General features: G+C 34.6%; 17 protein-coding genes and 1 pseudogene. 8 read left to right on the plus strand and 10 right to left on the minus strand.

What is annotated here, in order from left to right; all coding sequences use genetic code 11:
• Positions 1 to 57: 57 nt before the first annotated feature.
• Both G581_RS0105685 and G581_RS0105700 read right to left on the minus strand, forming a co-directional pair.
• Positions 58 to 492: a hypothetical protein gene (locus tag G581_RS0105685; protein WP_028844993.1), complete on the minus strand. Its 435-nt coding sequence runs from the start codon at positions 490 to 492 to the stop codon at positions 58 to 60.
• Between the two features lie 1,343 nt (positions 493 to 1,835).
• A pseudogene (locus G581_RS0105700) lies at positions 1,836 to 2,093 on the minus strand (IS3 family transposase); the annotation flags it as partial.
• A 236-nt stretch (positions 2,094 to 2,329) separates the two neighbouring features.
• On the opposite strand from G581_RS0105700, the gene G581_RS0105710 reads away from it, so the two are divergent.
• From G581_RS0105710 to opp4C, 3 genes are read left to right on the plus strand one after another with little or no spacing between them, the layout of a single operon-like run.
• Entirely contained in the window at positions 2,330 to 3,094 is a 765-nt protein-coding gene (locus G581_RS0105710; protein ID WP_028844995.1) for a methyltransferase domain-containing protein, read from the plus strand.
• A gap of 53 nt (positions 3,095 to 3,147) precedes the next feature.
• A complete protein-coding gene (locus G581_RS0105715) occupies positions 3,148 to 4,128 on the plus strand; it encodes an ABC transporter permease (protein ID WP_028844996.1) in 981 nt (326 codons plus the stop codon).
• Positions 4,121 to 4,960: an oligopeptide ABC transporter permease gene (opp4C, locus tag G581_RS0105720; protein WP_028844997.1), complete on the plus strand. Its 840-nt coding sequence runs from the start codon at positions 4,121 to 4,123 to the stop codon at positions 4,958 to 4,960. Before G581_RS0105715 ends, opp4C begins: the two co-directional genes overlap by 8 nt.
• Position 4,961: 1 nt before the next feature.
• Here the strand turns inward: opp4C and lpxC are convergent, their stop codons facing one another.
• The 4 genes from lpxC to dapA form a co-directional block, all read right to left on the minus strand.
• Positions 4,962 to 5,840 (minus strand): UDP-3-O-acyl-N-acetylglucosamine deacetylase, encoded by an 879-nt coding sequence (gene lpxC, locus G581_RS10785; protein ID WP_051178937.1) that lies wholly within the window; start codon positions 5,838 to 5,840, stop codon positions 4,962 to 4,964.
• A gap of 108 nt (positions 5,841 to 5,948) precedes the next feature.
• A complete protein-coding gene (locus G581_RS0105730) occupies positions 5,949 to 7,307 on the minus strand; it encodes a TldD/PmbA family protein (RefSeq protein WP_028844998.1) in 1,359 nt (452 codons plus the stop codon).
• A gap of 83 nt (positions 7,308 to 7,390) precedes the next feature.
• The gene (gene recN / locus G581_RS0105735) at positions 7,391 to 9,034 is read right to left on the minus strand and encodes a DNA repair protein RecN (RefSeq protein ID WP_028844999.1); all 1,644 of its coding nucleotides are present in this window, start codon (positions 9,032 to 9,034) and stop codon (positions 7,391 to 7,393) included.
• Positions 9,035 to 9,081: 47 nt separating this feature from the next.
• Positions 9,082 to 9,957: a 4-hydroxy-tetrahydrodipicolinate synthase gene (gene dapA / locus G581_RS0105740; protein ID WP_028845000.1), complete on the minus strand. Its 876-nt coding sequence runs from the start codon at positions 9,955 to 9,957 to the stop codon at positions 9,082 to 9,084.
• A gap of 152 nt (positions 9,958 to 10,109) precedes the next feature.
• Here dapA and G581_RS0105745 point away from each other — a divergent pair, with 152 nt between their 5' ends.
• The 5 genes from G581_RS0105745 (at position 10,110) to G581_RS0105765 (ending at position 14,034) form a co-directional block, all read left to right on the plus strand.
• Complete coding sequence (locus tag G581_RS0105745) at positions 10,110 to 10,619, plus strand: nitroreductase family protein (protein ID WP_028845001.1); 510 nt, start codon at positions 10,110 to 10,112, stop codon at positions 10,617 to 10,619.
• 144 nt (positions 10,620 to 10,763) lie between these two features.
• Entirely contained in the window at positions 10,764 to 11,162 is a 399-nt protein-coding gene (gene tsaA / locus G581_RS0105750) for a tRNA (N6-threonylcarbamoyladenosine(37)-N6)-methyltransferase TrmO (RefSeq protein WP_038065286.1), read from the plus strand.
• A 131-nt stretch (positions 11,163 to 11,293) separates the two neighbouring features.
• Positions 11,294 to 12,595 carry a cytochrome ubiquinol oxidase subunit I gene (locus G581_RS0105755; RefSeq protein WP_028845003.1) on the plus strand — a complete coding sequence of 434 codons (1,302 nt, stop codon included), beginning with the start codon at positions 11,294 to 11,296 and terminating at the stop codon, positions 12,593 to 12,595.
• Between the two features lies 1 nt (position 12,596).
• The gene (cydB, locus tag G581_RS0105760; protein WP_028845004.1) at positions 12,597 to 13,619 is read left to right on the plus strand and encodes a cytochrome d ubiquinol oxidase subunit II; all 1,023 of its coding nucleotides are present in this window, start codon (positions 12,597 to 12,599) and stop codon (positions 13,617 to 13,619) included.
• A 10-nt stretch (positions 13,620 to 13,629) separates the two neighbouring features.
• Entirely contained in the window at positions 13,630 to 14,034 is a 405-nt protein-coding gene (locus tag G581_RS0105765) for an RrF2 family transcriptional regulator (protein WP_028845005.1), read from the plus strand.
• Here the strand turns inward: G581_RS0105765 and G581_RS0105770 are convergent.
• From G581_RS0105770 to cobJ, 4 genes are all read right to left on the minus strand, one after another.
• Positions 14,016 to 14,573, minus strand: coding sequence for an HD domain-containing protein (locus tag G581_RS0105770; RefSeq protein ID WP_028845006.1), 558 nt, complete (start codon positions 14,571 to 14,573; stop codon positions 14,016 to 14,018). The two genes, G581_RS0105765 and G581_RS0105770, sit on opposite strands and share 19 nt — an antisense overlap.
• Positions 14,574 to 14,642: 69 nt before the next feature.
• On the minus strand, positions 14,643 to 15,158 hold the full coding sequence (gene cobU, locus G581_RS0105775; protein ID WP_028845007.1) for a bifunctional adenosylcobinamide kinase/adenosylcobinamide-phosphate guanylyltransferase: 516 nt from the start codon (positions 15,156 to 15,158) through the stop codon (positions 14,643 to 14,645).
• 62 nt (positions 15,159 to 15,220) lie between these two features.
• The gene (locus G581_RS0105780; RefSeq protein WP_028845008.1) at positions 15,221 to 16,450 is read right to left on the minus strand and encodes a hypothetical protein; all 1,230 of its coding nucleotides are present in this window, start codon (positions 16,448 to 16,450) and stop codon (positions 15,221 to 15,223) included.
• Positions 16,410 to 18,101 (minus strand): precorrin-3B C(17)-methyltransferase, encoded by a 1,692-nt coding sequence (gene cobJ, locus G581_RS0105785; protein ID WP_169368398.1) that lies wholly within the window; start codon positions 18,099 to 18,101, stop codon positions 16,410 to 16,412. The genes G581_RS0105780 and cobJ overlap by 41 nt, the downstream gene beginning before the upstream one ends.
• Positions 18,102 to 18,116 lie beyond the last annotated feature (15 nt).

The raw sequence follows: 18,116 nt of genomic DNA on the forward strand, positions 1-18,116 counted from the left end.
CATGTCTTGTAAACAGTGAAAGGGGGGTCCCCCTTTCACTGGGTCCCATAACTAACGTTAGTCGTCTCCGACTATCTTCCAGCCCGTTCCGTAAGGGTTGTTAGGGCTATCGGGAGAGAAGGGATTCCCGGCACCGCACGGATTGTTGACACTATCGGGTGAAAAGGGGCTACCGTACCGTCCAAAGGGGTTAGAAATGGAATCCGGATCATAAGGATTCCGGCTCAACTTGCCTCGGTAATTACCTTTACTGTCATATAACTTCGGCGCACTTGTGGTGTATGCATTGTTGGCGGACCAGGGACTGAATGGGCTACCGTATCGACCGTATGGATTGGTGACGCTTTGGAGATTAAACGGATTTCCTGCTCCGAAGGGGTTACTTATAGACAGCGGATGATAAGGATTTTTGCTCAAGTATCCGAGCTCTTCCGCCGGTGAAATCCCGGCTACGGCAAATACCATCACTATTCCCATAATTAATTTGTTCATGCTTCACCTCCTCCCTTACTTCCATCACGTTATCTGTATTATAGCCAACATCGATTATTTGGGTACGTCCTCGATCCGGTCTCTATTCTCGCTTTCCATGTGCTTTGCCCAAAGCCCCGTGCCGCAATCCCGTTCCGGAAAAGAGGGGAGCCACATCGCGCCAAATCTTATCCGTATCTTGCCGTATCCGCTCTACGATATTTTCAGGCAACGTCCCCTGTTCAAATGCCGCTTCTAAATCGTAGGCCTGCTTTTCCAAAGGGGATTCACGATAATGGTATTGGATCAAGCCCGCGGCCGTAAGCCCGTAGAAAGTTCTCGACCCCCAGGCGTTCCCATTGGACAACATGAACCAACTCGTGAAAACAGAGCCATTCCGGTAGACGTAGAAAACGTACGAAGAACGTATCCTTATACGTAATTCCCGCTAAGTCTTGTTGTTCCATTTCGGCGAATGCCGTCAGACCCATTTGACTGAGAGGAGGGAGCGGGACCGTACCCAATACGGCAACTACTTTTGCGCGCTGGAGCAAGTCTTCGGGGAAGACATGGCCCAGTCTCGGTAAACGAAGGCTCGCCACCGGTACGGCGCAGTTTTGGTATTTGTGTAGCGTATCATCAATCCACGCGACCACGGACGGCAAAATGCGCTCGTATTCCTTGATTAGGGTGGTGACTCTCATTTGTTACCCATATCGCCAAATCATGTTGAGATCCTTACCCACCAGCTTCCTTTTTAAGTATAATTTTTCCATCTATGCCTTGTCAATTTCAACCGTCATGGGTTTTTATATTTAGTCTCGAGTAATTCGTCATTCCGGCGCGTCACCTCGGTGAAAAAGCGGGACGGTATATAGGCTGCCCAATCTTATTTTGTTCCACCGTATCGCAGCCTGCCCCGGAGCATCAACAGCTTGCGGTTAGGTGCAAGCCCCTGAATTTATTCGGGGGTAGTTGACTGTTTACCTTTCCGTTCCTGCATATATTTCTTTATTACTCCTTCATCCCATCAATAAATTAATGGGCTTTCTGTGTGGTTTCTTCGTAAACTTATAACACTTCCCTTTTTTGCTCATTTCCTCTCCTTGAAAAACTTAACTTAATCCCTGTAAAAGTATTACTCACATTGCAAGGTCCTATTCGGGTCTTAAATCGGACCAAATCGGACTGAATAGGACTTTGTTAGCCACTCCCGAATAAATTCGGGAGTATCATTAGCCAATTCCATGATTTCCCTGCCTGATGGGGTAGTTGACAAATGCATGGAGTAATTCTATATATAGATAAATGTAAGGAGGGTTAAGGTCAATCACTGGAATTGCAACAATTTTTTCCACACAAAGTTAAGCACATTTGAAATAACCTCTATAATATTTTTCTAAATATTCTTTTGGGCTATTATATCCAGGAGCAGAATGAAGCCTCTTAGAGTTATAAAAACATTCTATATATTCAAAGATCTCTCTTTTGGCCTCTACTCTTGATTTATAACCACCTTTCTTTAGATAAATAAGTTCTGTTTTTAATGTTTTGAAAAAACTTTCAGCCACAGCATTATCATAACAATTTCCTTTGCTGCTTATGCTCTGTTTCATACCATATGAAATCTCTTTTCAGTCTTTGTAGAATCTAAAGTATGTTCTACTGCTTCAATTTTAAATTCTTTTATGTAAACTCTTCTTTTAATCATTTTTATTCACCTCTCTACTTATTTTTATAGTTGCCTTATCTTTTTGTCTACTAAATTGTAGCAAGTTCAAAGAGTAAATAGGCTATCTGGATATGAACCTCTAGATGACAAAAATTGTATAAAATTGATAGTATGGTACAATAAAAAGTGAAAATTCTTAAACTTTATTTTGATAAAGCTGTTGATAATTATGAGAAAGCAGGCAAACTCCAGAAAACAGTAGCAGAAGAACTTCTTAAGAAAATTAATAAAGACTTTTATTCAACTGTTGTCGAAATTGGAAGTGGTAATGGATTTTTAAGTATTCCTCTAAGTAAACAAATCTCATTTAAGAGGTTTATTAACATTGATATATCTTTAGAATTTCTTAAGAGGTTGAAATTGGAATTAAACGACAAAGCCCTTTTTATAAATGCTATGGCAGAAGCAATGCCTTTAAAGGAAAATCTGGCAAACTTATTAGTAAGTTCATCAAGTCTTCACTGGATTCATAATCCCACAAAAAATTTTAAAGAACTATTTAATATCATTAAAAATGATGGAAGATTTTACTTCTCTATTTTCACCTCAAATACCCTGAAAGAACTTAGATATGTTTCGGAAGTAACAGGTTTTGGTTCTGTTTATCCATTGAAAAAAGCAGAGTTTTATATTGAAACTATTGAAAAAATGGCAATTTCTTTCAATTATGAAACAAAAATTTACAGAGAAATATTTGCTTCTCCAAAACATCTACTTATTTCTCATAAGCTTACAGGAACAAACTATACTGAAAATAAAAATTTTTCTGGTAAACTTTTATTTAAAAAATTTTGCGATTTATATGAAAAGCTTTTCACAACCCATTATGGCGTTTACGCAACATATGAGGTTTTATTTATAGAAGGTCAAAAACTATCTCCCTTTCATTAAGACTTATTATTGAAATTTTTATTGGACCTCTTTTTTGTTGTAAAATTTAGACTATGCTTTTTTATCTTTTAAAAAGGGTGGCTCTTATGATACCCATTCTATTCGGTATCACTCTTATATGTTTTGTTGTTATAAATCTTGCGCCTGGTTCACCTGCAACATTTCAGGAAGAACTTTCTCCTAAAGCTTCTCCTGAGGCGATGGAATCTCTTAAAAAACTTTATGGACTTGATAAACCAATTCATGAGAGATATCTTAACTGGTTGAGAATGGTTGTTACATTAGACCTTGGTAAAAGCTTTGTTGATGGAAGAGCAGTAAAAGAAAAGATTAAAGAAAGACTTCCAATTACTATAATTCTAAATCTGCTTTCGCTTTTATTAATTCTGGTTGTTGCAATTCCAATTGGAATCTATTCTGCTTTTAAATCAGGAAAACTTTTTGATCGATTATTGACAGTTTTTGTTTTTACAGGATTTTCTGTTCCTACTTTTTGGCTTGCTCTTCTTGCAATGATTGTTTTTGGTATAAAATTTGGATTACTTCCTATATCAGGAATTCAAAGCATCGGCGCTGAAACAATGCCTTTTTATGAGAGAATATTTGACTGGATCAAACATCTGATTTTACCTGTAACAATTATGTCCTTTGCAGGACTTGCTGGAATGTCGAGATATACTCGCTCAAGTATGCTTGAAGTGTTAAGACAGGATTATATTCGTACAGCAAGAGCTAAAGGTTTACCCGAAAGAGTTGTAATTATAAGACATGCTTTGAGAAATGCATTGCTTCCAGTTGTTACGCTTCTTGGTCTTGCAGTTCCTGGACTTATTGGAGGAAGTGTTATTTTTGAAAGCATTTTTTCAATTCCTGGAATGGGTCAGTTATTTTACTCATCTGCAATGGCAAGAGATTATCCAACCATAATGGGGATTTTAGTGATTGGAGCATTGTTAACTTTAATCGGTAATCTTCTTGCAGATATTGCATATTTTATTGTTGATCCTAGAATAAGAGTAAAACGAAATGGTTAAATATATTATAAAAAGAGTTTTAAAAAATAAACTTGCTTTAGCGAGTTTAATATTGATTTCTGCAATTTTTATTATTGCAGTTTTCGCTTCTTTCATATCACCTTATGATCCATATAAAATTGATGTTTATCATGTTCTTGAACCTCCTTCAAAGGCTCATTTGTTTGGAACAGATGAGCTTGGGAGGGATGTTTGTTCAAGAATTATTTATGGAGCAAGAGTATCACTTAAGGTTGGATTTCTTGCAATGGGTATTGCTATATTTATTGGCACGTTACTCGGTGCTATAGCAGGATACTATGGAAAATGGGTGGATACAATCATAATGAGGATTGTTGATGTTATGCTTGCGTTTCCTTCATTATTTTTAATTTTGGCTGTTGTGGCTGTTTTAGAACCAAGTATTTATATAATCATGGTGGTGATAGGTCTTACAGGATGGATGGATGTTGCAAGGCTTGTAAGAGCTGAGGTTCTCTCACTCAAGGAAAGAGAGTTTGTTCTTGCTGCAAAAGCAATTGGCGCAAGTTCTAGTAGAGTTATTTTTAAACATATTCTACCAAATGCCATATATCCCGTTATCGTAGCTGCCACTTTCGCAGTTGGTGGAGCAATATTGATTGAAAGCGGATTGAGCTTTCTTGGACTTGGAATTCAACCACCTGAGCCAAGCTGGGGTGGAATTTTAAGTATTGGCAAGGACTATATCACTGTTGCATGGTGGATGAGTTTGTTTCCTGGAATTGCGATATTTTTAACTGTCCTGTCGTTTAATCTTATTGGTGAAGCCTTGAGAGACGCCCTTGACCCAAAACACTGGATAGAGGATTAAATTATACAACCTGTGCTGAGAGTTCGAAATTAAAATACTGCTTTTCTTTTAACTCATAACAGCCTGACTCAATCAGCATTTTTAAAAAGTTTACGTGAGATGTATGACCACCTTTTTCAAAGATAAAGTGTCCCTGTAATGGAAAACCGAATAAATATAAATCTCCAATGGCATCAAGAATCTTATGTCTTACAAATTCATCTTTAAATCTGAGATTTTCTCCAATAACTCCTTTTTCATCCAAAACAAGAGCATTATGCAAAGAACATCCATATGCAAACCCATTTTTAAGCAGATACTGAATATCTTTTAAAAAACCGAATGTTCTTGCTGGGGCTATTTCCTTGAGAAAGTTCTGTTCATTAATATCCAATGTTAACAATTGTTCTTTAATTAGAGGATGTTCGTAGAAGATTTTATATGTGATTTTGAATCCTTTATAAGGTTTTGCAATTATTTTTGAATGAGATTCTTCATAAAATACAGGTTTTGTAATTTTAAGTAGAGGTATTGTTTTGCCCTGTTTTGCAATGCCAGCTTTCAAAATCGCTCTTGCAAAATCAGTAGCACTTCCATCCATTACAGGAACTTCTGAACCATCAATCTCTATAATAAGATTTGTTATTCCAAAGGCATGAAGAGTTGCAAGGAGATGCTCCACAGTTCTTATCTTAATTCCATCAATTCCGATAGTGGTAGCAAATGATGTATCAACTACGAATGGAAGCTTTGCTTTGATTGGAAACTCTTTATCTTTTCTGTAAAAAACTATTCCTGTATCTCGCTGTGAAGGAATCAGCCTGAGATTAATTTTTTTGCCTGTATGTATTCCTACACCAGATAGTATAATTTTTGATTTTATAGTTTTCTGAAAAAACATCAATATAATGCAAACAAGAAAGATGCCAAAATTGATTCGTTGATATTACAGGCTATAACATCTGATTATTGTGGAAATAAGACTACAGGAATGGAAAAAATAAAACAATTACTGTATTTCACCTCCAATAACAATTTCCGGAATTCTTACTGTTGGTATTCCATCTGTGACAGGTACTCCCTGTGAGTTTTTACCGCATGTTCCAATTGAAAACCCAAGATCATTTCCAACCATATCAATATTTTTTAAAATTTCCTGACCTGTTCCAATTAAAAGTACCCCTCTTACTGGTTCACTAATTTGTCCATTTTCAATTAAGTAACCTTCCTGAACTTCAAAAACAAACTCTCCTGTTACAGTATTTACCTGCCCGCCACCCATTTTATTAACAAAAAATCCTTTATCAACTGATCGAATTATTTCCTCTGGAGAATGATTCCCGGGTGCTATTAATGTATTACTCATTCTTGGAATAGGATAGTGTTCGTAAGACTGTCTTCTTCCATTCCCTGTTGATGCTTTACCATCGTTCATTGCTGTATATTTATCATACAGATAATTAGTGAGTATACCTTCGTGAATCAGAACAGTTTTCTGAGAAGGTGTGCCTTCGTCGTCAAATAGGTATGAACCACGCATGTTTGGCAGTGTTGAATCATCAATCACTGTTATAATCTCTGAAGCAATTTTTTCACCAAGTTTTCCGCTATAAACTGAAAGTCCTTCTTGAACAAGATCTGCCTCCAGTCCATGTCCAACTGCCTCATGAATGATCGTTCCGCCTGCCTTTGAAGAGATAACCACAGGCATTCTTCCACCTTTAATTTTTCGTGCGTTAAGCATCATTAGTGCTCGTTGTGTGGCTGCATTTGCGAGGGTTTCAGGTGAGATTTCATCAAAAAGTTCAAGTCCTTTAAGACCTCCATATGCTTCATATCCTGTTTGAATAACTCCATCTTCTGAGGCAACAGCATGAATCAGAAAAAGTGTATGAACTCTTTCTTCTTCAGTAAAGTATTGTTCTGAATTAGCAATCTTTATTTTCTGAAATGTTTCTCCATAAAGAACTTTCACCTGTTTTATTTTCTTGCTTTGCGTCCATGAAATATCATTCGCTCTTTTGACAAACTTAATTTTCTCTGCAATTTCAACATCCTGAGGGTTCTTTTTAATAACAAATTGAGTGGAAGGAAAAACTTTCTTTAAATTTATAATACATTCCGAATGTCTATAGTTCTTAAGAGATGACAATAATTCATCAATTCCTCTTTTTGTTAAATCATTTGTGTATGCATAGAATGTTTTGCCATCAATGATTAACCTGACACCCAGTCCATTATCAAATACTGTCGAGCATTTTTGAACTTTGTTTTCTTCCATTTGAATCTGATTAGCAGTTTTTTCTTCCCAGAATATATCAACATAATCACCTTTCAACGTTTTGAGTATATGATTAAAAAGCTCCATATATCCCTCCACAACGATATTTGTCTTTTATAATATCAGATTATAAATTTATAGACATAAATTTTAATTATAAAAAACTATTTTTATTTGTTTTCAAGAAGTTCCTTTGCATGAAAAAGTGAACTCTGCGTGATACGGCCACTTAACATTCTGGCAATTTCCTCTTTCCTATTCGCTCCTTTAAGAGTTTCAACATTAACAATGGTTTTATTGTCTTTTATGACTTTTTCTACTTTCAAATGATGGTCACCCAGTGCAGCTATCTGGGGCAGATGTGTAACGCATAATACCTGATGGTGTTTTGCAAGCTCCTTGAGTCTTTTACCAACATTTTCTGCAGTAGCTCCACTTATCCCAGCATCAATCTCATCAAATATAAGTGTTATTGATTTGATCATTTTTTTTGCAAATTTAAGCTCAACACATTTAAGGGCAAGCATAAGCCTTGAAAGTTCACCACCAGATGCCACTTTAATTAATGGTTTTGGAGGTTCTCCGGGATTCGCGGAAAAATAAAACTCTATATCATCTTTTCCATTTAGAGTTATGTCTTTTTCCGTTATTCTTATTTCAAAAACCGGATGCGAAAAGCCAAGAAAGTTAAGCTCATCAATTATTTCTCTTTCAATTTCAGTTTTTATTTTTTTACGATGATCTGAAATTTCATCTGCTTGAGATTTTAAATTCTCTGATAGCTCTATTAATTCTTTTTCCTTTTCTTTTAGCTCTTCTTCAGATATTGAAATTCTATTTAGCTCTTTTTTAATATCTTCTGCATAGTTTAAAATCTCTCTTGTTGTTGGACCATATTTTGTTTTCAGTTTATTTATAAGAGTCAATCTTTCTTCAATTTTTTCCAGTGTTACAGGGTCCGATTCATAGCTGTCTTTAAGTTTTCTTAAAATATAAACCGCTTCCTCGCTCTGTGTCAGAGCAGATTCAATTAAATTTTTGGCTTCTTCTGCTTTTGAATCAAACTGGGATAATTCTTTAATAAGATTGAGAACTTTTGATAAAACTGTATAGACTGAGTTTTTGTCTTCATAAAGAAAGCTGAAACATGACTCTGCAAGTTCCTTAAGTTTTAAAACATTTTTAAGAATCTGCCTTTGCTCTGTTAGTTCTTCTTCCTCTTTTTCGTTTAAATTAGCATTATTTATTTCTTCAATCTGAAACTTAAGAAGTTCAATCCTCTGTTTTTTTGAGATGACTTCGTTCTTTATTTTTTCTAATTCCTGTTTGAGAGCTTGAACATTGATGTAAAGTTGATTAAATTTCTCAACTTTTTCCTGCAGTCCAACGATTGTATCAAAGAAAAAGACGTGGTTTTCTTTTTTTAGAAGATAGGTATGTTCATGCTGTCCATGTATGTTAATTATTCTTGAAGCTACTTTTACAAAGCCCTGAGCAGTAAATGCAGAGTCATTTATATATGTTTTTGTTTTACCATGAAGACTGAGAATTTTTTTAAGAATAATGGTGTTATCTTCAATTTCCAAATTTTTTAAATCCACATCAGAGGCAATAACTTCAATTTTTGATTCATTTTCACCATGTTTGACAAAGTCAACTGCAGAGATTTTTTCTCTTAACAAAACACCAATGGCATCTACAATTATGGATTTTCCTGCTCCGGTCTCTCCAGTGAGAACATTAAACCCCTTTCTCAGGGAAACTGTAAGATTATCAATGATCGCAAAATTTTTAATTCTCAGTTCTTCAATCATTAAATTCTAGTATGATTGTCATTAATGAACACACTATCACTTAACTATTATTTAATCAAACCAGCGTTTCGCAAAACCTCCGCAAGTTTTTCCTTATTTGACTGAGACATTTCACATAGAGGAAGTCTGAATTCTTCCGCTATCTTACCTATCATTGAAAGAGCTGTTTTTACAGGAATTGGATTGGTCTCAATAAACATGACTTTATTAATTGGTTCAAGCTTATAATGAAGTTGTCGTGCTTTTGCAATATCGCCTCTTTCCCAGGCATTAAAAAGTTCTGCCATATCCCCTGGACAGATATTTGCTGTAACAGAAATAGCACCTTTACCACCAAGCGCAAGAAGTGTGAGATTGGTAAAATCATCTCCTGAAAGAACAGTGATTTTATCTCCACAGAGGCGTATAATTTCACTTACCTGTTTCATGTCTCCTGTAGCTTCTTTAATGCCCATAATCTGTGGTATTTCAGCTAAACGGGCAACTGTTGATGGAAGAAGATTTACTGATGTTCTTCCAGGAACATTATAAAGAATAATAGGTAAACCGGTTGAACTGGCGATTGTTTTAAAGTGTCTATACAGTCCTTCCTGGGTTGGTTTGTTGTAATACGGAGTTACAATAAGAGCAGCATCTGCACCGAGTTGTTCAGCTTTTTTTGTAATCATAATTGCTTCTTCTGTAGAGTTTGAACCAGTTCCTACAATAACTGGAATTCGCTTATTGACAACTTTTACTGCGATCTCTATTACTTTATAGTGCTCTTCATAATCAAGAGTGGAAGCTTCACCTGTGGTACCGCAGGGGACAATTCCATGAGTTCCTTCTTTGATATGCCATTCTATGAGGTGTTCAAAAGCTTTCTCATCAATTTTGCCATTTTTAAATGGCGTTACAATTGCAACCATTGAACCTTTAAACATTTTTATAACCTCCTGCTGAATTTTTAAAAAATTATAACATTTTAATTATCTGTTTATTATATTTTAATTGCAGATATAAATGATACACTTTTTTATCGCACAGGTGTACTCTGTTTTTTTTAATTAATCGGTAAAAAATGTTATAATTTTTTATGCAGGACATTTTAGAAATAATTAAAACACGTAGAAGTATAAGAAAATTTAAACAAGAGTCTCCTCCGGAAGATTTAATCAAAAAATGTATTGAGGCAGCACTTTATGCACCTTCATCAATGAATTCTCAGCCCTGGTATTTTGTAATTGTCAAAGATAGAACAAAAATTAAAGAAATTGCAAAAGTTCAAAAATTTACAAAGTTTCTTGAAAATGCGCCATATATTATAGTTGCACTTGCTGATGAAAAAAGAAGTAAACACTGGCTTGAAGATATGGGCTGTTCATTGATGGCACTTTTGCTTGAAGCTCACAGTCTTGGGTTGGGTGCATGCTGGGGAGCAGTTTATAATCCTGATAATAAAGACAGAGAAAATTATATCCGACAGATAATTGATATTCCAGAAAATTTAAGGATTATTTCATGTATTGGCATTGGATATCCTGACGAGATTCCTCACCCAAAAAAAGTTAAAACTCTTGAGGAAGCAATAATAAAAATTATTTGAATTATCTTTTTAACACAGATAGCAAAAAACCTTGCTATTCACTATATCAAAATCCTATCAACCAGGTAATCTGCCTTATTTTGATAACCTTGCAAATAATTATAAAGATTTTTAGTGTTTTAAATTATAATGATAGGGATGTGTATGGAACAATATATCTTTAAACCAATAGGCTATATTAAAACAAATACAAAAAATATTCCACGACACTGGACAATTTCAGATCTTGAAGGAGAGATTATTATTAATCCTGAGTATAAAGATGGGTTAAAAGGTATAAAAAAAGGAGATAAAATTGTTGTTATTTTTTATTTCCATAAATCACCCCCATTTACATATGATAAGCTTATTCAGAAACCAGCTCATATTAATGAACAAAGAGGAGTCTTCAGCATCTGTTCACCGCATAGGCCAAATCCAATAGGGCTTTCAGTGCTTGAAGTAGTTGATATTTTCGATAATGTAATCAAAGTACGAAGAATTGATATGTTTGATGGAACTCCTGTGCTCGATATAAAGCCTTATATTGAGATTCAATCTTAAAAAACTTTAATTTTCGTTTTATACTATATTTTCCTTCTATGGTCAAATTAAATTCAAATTAGATTATAATGGTTGACAAATTTTTTAAAAGTAGATAAAATTAGTCTACAATAAGAATTGAGGAGGGAGGTATGGATACAGTTTTATTAAGCAGGTTGCAGTTTGCCATAACTGCAGGTTTTCATTTTATTTTTGTTCCATTGACACTTGGGCTGTCTGTGCTTGTGGCTTACATGGAGAGCAAATATCTTGCAACAGGAGATAAGGATTATTTAAGAATGACTAAATTTTGGGGAAGACTTTTTCTTATTAATTTTGCATTGGGAGTTGTTACCGGTATTACTCTTGAATTTCAGTTCGGAATGAACTGGGCAGAGTATTCTCGGTATGTTGGTGACATATTTGGTTCTCCTCTTGCAATTGAGGCGACTGTGGCATTCTTTCTTGAATCAACATTTCTTGGAGTCTGGATATTTGGATGGAATCGAATTTCACCAAAACTTCATGCCATCTCAATATGGCTTGTTGCACTTGCGACAAATCTTTCAGCATTATGGATTCTGATCGCAAACGGATGGATGCAACATCCTGTAGGTTATGTAATTAATAATGCAAGAGCTGAAATGGTTGATTTTTGGGCAGTTGTTACGAATCCATATGGTTTGCTAAAGTTTGCGCATACTGTGCTATCTGGATGGGTAGTTGCAGGATTTTTTATACTCGGTATATCTGCCTATCACTTGTTACGAAAAAGTGAAATTAATTTTTTTAAAAAATCTCTGAAAATCGGTGCAGTTTTTGCTCTTCTAAGTTCAATATTAGTGGCTGGAGTGGGGCATTTTCATGGACATGAAGTTGCGCATACACAACCAACAAAAATGGCAGCTATGGAGTCTCTTTGGGAAACAACAAAGGATGCACCAATGTATTTATTGCTTATTCCTGATCCTGCAAATGAGAAAAACTCTGTCGAAGCAATAGGCATTCCTTCAATGCTCAGCATTCTTGCAGGACAGAAAGAGGTGAAAGGTTTAAAGGATTTTTCTCCGTCAGAAAGACCTCCTGTAACATTAACATTTATAAGTTTCAGATTGATGGTGGGACTGGGGTTTCTTTTCATTATTATTTCTTTATGGGCTTTTTTTAAATTTAAAACAGTGGAACACAGTAGAACACTTCTGAGGATTTTACTGTGGTCAATTCCATTGCCTTATATTGCGGCACAATTTGGATGGATTGTTGCTGAAGTTGGAAGACAGCCATGGATAGTATATGGAATACTGAAAACATCAGATGCTGTTTCCAAAGCTGTTACACCAGCACAGGTTGTGGCTTCTCTAATAGGATTCACAATATTTTATGGCGCTCTGGGAATAATTGATATTTATTTACTGTCAAAGTATGCAAGAAAAGGACCTGAAAAGGAGGTATAAGATGGAGTTTCAAATTATATGGTTTATTTTATGGGGATTACTCTGGGCAGTTTATTTTGCCCTTGATGGATTTGACTTCGGAGCAGGAATTTTATATCCTTTCATATCGAAAAATGAAATGGACAAAAAAGCTGTAATTCATGCAATAGGGCCTATCTGGAATGGTAATGAGGTCTGGCTTATAACAGCTGGAGGAGCAACTTTTGCTGCGTTTCCCACGACCTATGCTTACATGTTCAGTTATCTTTATACTCCGCTTTTAATAATTCTTTTTGCATTGATTTTTCGTGGAGTTGCTCTTGAGTTAAGAGGTAAGGCAACCACAGATATGCAGAAAAAATTTTGGGATTTCTGGATATTTACAGGAAGTTTCATCCCGGCATTGTTATTTGGTGTTGCATTTGGAAATATTTTCATGGGATTGAAATTTGATGATTCAGGATATTACGGAACACTGCTCAGTCTGCTTAATCCATATGGATTACTTGTTGGTTTGCTTTTTTTATTCACATTTATTGTTCATGGTAGCTTATGGATTTCATTAAGAGTTCCGGATGCTCTTGCTGAGAAAGGAATGAGAAAGGCTAAAAAATTCTGGTATCTTCAAACAGTATGCGCTGTGTTGTTTTTAATTTTGACTGCACCATTTACAAATTTATATGACAATTTTATTAAAATGCCGATCTGGTTTGTTGTTCCTGCTATAGCTGTAGCTTGCCTGCTTTTTACTGGTTTATGCATCAAGAAAAACAAAAATGGTAAGGCCTTTGTTTTTTCTGCTTTATTTGTTATAAGTCTTGTTTTCAGTGGTATTATAGGGCTTTATCCAAATCTTATTCCATCAGCGATTGATCCGAAATACAGTCTGACAATTTTCAATTCATCATCAAGTCCATATACTCTTAAAATTATGACAATTGTGGTTGCCATATTTGTTCCAATTGTTCTGTTGTATCAGGCCTGGACATATAAGACATTTATGTACAAAATAACTGAAAAAGAGTTAAAGGAGGAAAGTTATTAAAGGATTACAGATTACAAGAGAAACAGATTATGCCATCCGAACTGTCCTTTATCTTTCAGGAAGGGAAAATTATTTTGCAAAAGCAGAAGATATTTCAAAGACTATGGATATTCCCAAAAGCTTTTTAAGAAAGATTCTAAAACAGCTGGAAAAACAAGGTCTTCTAAGGATCAAAAGGGGAGTAAGTGGTGGTATAACATTAATAAAGAAACCGGAAGAAATAACGCTTTATGATACTATTATTGCAGTGGAAAAAAATGTTGCTCTTAACAGATGTGTGGTTAATAAAACAGTTTGTAGATTTTCGTCTCAATGTCCTGTGCATCCTGTATGGTTTAAGTTAAGGGACGGGTTAATTAAGGCATTAAAGGAGATTAATTTTTCAGGACTAATATCTCAAGGGACTGTCTTATAGGCAGTCCCTTCAAAAATTAAAAGCCAGTTTTTGAAAATATTTACCTTTTCTTCTCCATATTTTGAAAGATCCTGTATGATTTCTTCCACTGTTCTTATTCTTACTGAACCATCTGGCTCCTTAGAGAAGAATTTATCCGCAAAAGCTATTATTTTTTGTTCCGTAGTAATAGGCATCATATCGAGTGGAGGCAGAGGAAGTTTATTTTTTATAATCTCTTCCTTTGTTATTCCAACTCCAGTATGCCTTTCACATACAAGAGCATGTTCTGGATAGCCTTCTTTTTCAACTATTTCTCTACCAAGGTAACCATGGGCAATATAGGGGAAACTGCCATGACAGTCCAGTTTTGGAGTATCTGTCATAAAAATTCCGATGTCATGTAGCATTGATGCTTCATAAATAAAATTTTTATCAACTTTAAATTTCTCAGCAACCTGCAATGCTTTTTCAGCAACTTTTTCTGAGTGATTTAATAGTATTTTAAATGCCAGAGTATCTGGATTGTAATATTTTTTTATGATGTCCACGGGATTCATTTTTTTTCATTATATCATGCTTTTTGGGATATTTTAAATGCTAACATTCTAAAGATTAGACCTTTTTTGTCATTTTATTTTAAGTGGCTGGCCAGCAATTATTAGATACGCTGTATCTGCAATCTCCATTACTCTCTGATTCATCTGACCTGACAGATCAATAAATGTTCGTCCAAGTTCAGTAGCTGGAATTATTCCAGTTCCAGTTTCATTGGATATAATGAATAAATGAGCATCTTTTTTCAATTTATATGATTTCAATGAACAGAGAAATGATTCTAGGAACTCATCGATAGGATTGCATTCAATAAGCAAATTGGTCAGCCACGCTGTCAGACAGTCAATTATTATGATGGATGACTCAGGAATTTTTTTTAAAGCAGTAGATAAATCAATAGGTTCTTCAATTGTAATCCATCTATTATCACGATTTTTCTTGTGATTCTCAATTCGCTCCTCCATTTCACTGTCTGTGGCTCTTGCTGTTGCGATGAAATAAAAATTTTTATGTGGAAGTTTTTCAGCCTCTCGTAATGCAAAACTACTTTTGCCGCTTTTCATGCCACCAATAATAAATGCGATCATTTAATTCACCAAAAAGAATTTATTGTAAAATAAAAACATATTCTTGGTCAGAATGAATTTTATCATTCAAGCTTTGATTTTAAAAGTAAGAACAGGATTTCATCAATTTTTTCTATAAGTTCTTTGTAACGTCCTCCATAGCTTTTAGTTTTTCCGAAAAGTTTATCCCTGAGCAAATTTATTTCATAGTCATTGCAAAGATTATAAGTTATTTTCTCTTTCTGAAGAGCGATTCTCTCTCTTATTAGAAGTTCTCTGGATTCTGAGAGAAAACTTTTAAGCTCTGAAGATATTTGTGTTAATGCACTATTAATAAATTCAAGATAGTTTAAAGGAGGTTCCTTTATTTCAGTAAAAATCCTGTCAATCATGTAGTGGAGATTTATATATTCAAACCCTCTTATCCCTCTTCTCCACTGATACATAAATGGATATCGTTTAAACCACAAAAAATTTCTTTCACCGAACAAAATAAATGTTTTTATCTGTTCCGAGATCTGTTGTATTAAATGGAAAAGCGATTCTGTATTACCAGGTTTATTATTTATAGAGTCAACAAATGTATTTGAATGAGAAAAATCAGATAATTCAAACAGGCTTTTAATATTTTTAAAAACCTTCAGTCCATCTGAATTTAAAGGAGTATCAAAATGAATCAATGATAAAAAGACTTTGCCTCTTCCATACTCTGTCTCAATCATTATTGGTGCATCTTTCATTTTTTTAGGATTAAGATTAATTCCATAAATAGATTCTAATTCATTCCAGTGTCCCTCAAAATCAGATGCAGGAATATCAGAACTGAATGCACCATCACAGTAATCATTAAAACTTGCAAGAACTTTTATATTTTTATCATTAACAAGAAACTCAGATGGCCACCACAGGTAAAACTCAGGGTTTTTAATATTAATCCATAGTGAATGATCATAAAAAGCTACTTTTACAGGGCCACTAAATCCTGGAACTCTATCTTTTTTTCTTTTGATATTTACAATTCCAATTCCTTCAATGGTTGCAAGACCTGCTCCTCCGCATATTCCAAAATATATGCCTCCATCTTTTATGAACTTTTTTATTAAATCTGCTCCGTTAGTTCCAATTCTCTGAAACTTATTTTTTGCCCAGCCACCTGGAACAAAAAGGACTTTATATTTATGAATGTTTTTTAAATCTTTTGATTGTATAAGCTTAAAAGAAATATCAGTTTTTAGTAATGCATCGTAAAGCCATATCCCCCATAGGTAGGATTCATCCCATAGAAGAGCTGCCAAGTTTGTATTCTCTCTCATATTTTGCCTCATAGCCTCGTGGAGTTATTAACCAGTTTTTATATATAAAACTTTTTGAGTTTCCAATTATAACTGTTGTCTGCATATCAACAGAATGCTCATCCATTTTTTCAAGAGTTGTGAGAACTATAGATTGCTCATCACGAGTTGCTCCTCTTACTATGGCTACAGGAGTCGTATTTGTTCGATACTTCAGTATAATCTCTTTGGCTCTTGTAAGATGATCCTGCCTTGCAGTACTTTTTGGATTGTATAATACAATCACAAAATCGGCTTCTGCTGATTTATCAATTCTTTTCTCAATAACATTCCATGGAGTGAGTCTGTCAGAAAGACTCAACACAGCAAAGTCATTCATAATTGGAGCACCGGAAATAGCAGAACAGGCATTTAAAGCTGAGATGCCAGGTATTATTTCGATTTCAAGCTCAACATTATTTTTGGCAACAATTTCAAGAATTATTCCAGCCATTCCGTAAACTCCAGGGTCTCCTCCACTTATCAGGGATACAATTTTCCCATTTAATGCCTCATTAATTGCTTTTTTAGCTCTCTTTACTTCATCTGTCATCGAATATGCTAATACCTGTTTATCCTCAATCAGAGATTTGATATGTCCGATATAAGTTTTGTAACCCATTATTAATTCTGAATTTCTCAATGCTTTTACAGCTTGCGGTGTTATTGAGTTAAGATTACCAGGTCCTGTACCAACAATGTATAACTTTCCTCTTACACTAAAAATACCCTCTGCTACTGCCACTGTCATATCTTTAAGAATTTGTTTGGCAATAATGAGTTTTCCCTGACTTGCCAGCAGACACGCTTGTTCTGAAACAGATGATACTCCAACAGATTTATATACAATATCTGAATGACTAACAGTTGTAATGCTGTTAAGCTCTTCAGAAGTGTAACTATAAAGTTTTAATCCATATTTTTTACAAAAAGAAAGAAGGGCAGGGTAAGTTGATTTTTTATCTATTGTAGCAATTGCCTGAACTGCTTTAAATTCGAATCCATTTCTATTTAACGCTTCTTTTATTCCTCGTTCAATTTTTTCTTCGGTAATCCATTCATGAAGTCCAATTCCTATAAATAGATTTGTGGGTACAAGAATTAATTTATCTCCTTTAGAGATTTTATTTGTTATGACAATATCCGCTTCTGAGATATTTTCTGTTAATTGAAAACAATTAAGCAGCGGGATTTGAACACTATTTTCCATAAATAACATTAGGTTTTTGTTGTCAATCAATTTTGACATTATCTTTGAAAGTATCTCAGGATTCTTTACTTTAAGAGAGCATCTTTTAATCCATAAATCCAGTGCTGGCAGGTTATTCAAATCTGAGGCAGTTGTTATAAAAGGGGTTGAGTTTAAAAATTTTGCAAGAGTTTTTGCAAGTTCATTAGCTCCTTTAAGATGTCCTCCAATAATTGGAATTATATATTTTCCTTCTTCATCAATTGATAAAACAGCAGTGTCATTTTTTTTGTCTTTTATAAATGGAGCAATGCTTCTTACAGCAATACCTGTTGCCATTATGAATATTATGAATCTATGGCTGTTCCATATTTGAGAGATATCTGTACGATTAAATTTATAAAGTTTGCTATCAGGAAAATACTGTATAATTTTTTCAGCCACAGTTTTTCCTCTTTG

The sequence above is a fragment of the Thermodesulfovibrio thiophilus DSM 17215 genome (assembly GCF_000423865.1).
GTDB lineage: Bacteria > Nitrospirota > Thermodesulfovibrionia > Thermodesulfovibrionales > Thermodesulfovibrionaceae > Thermodesulfovibrio > Thermodesulfovibrio thiophilus.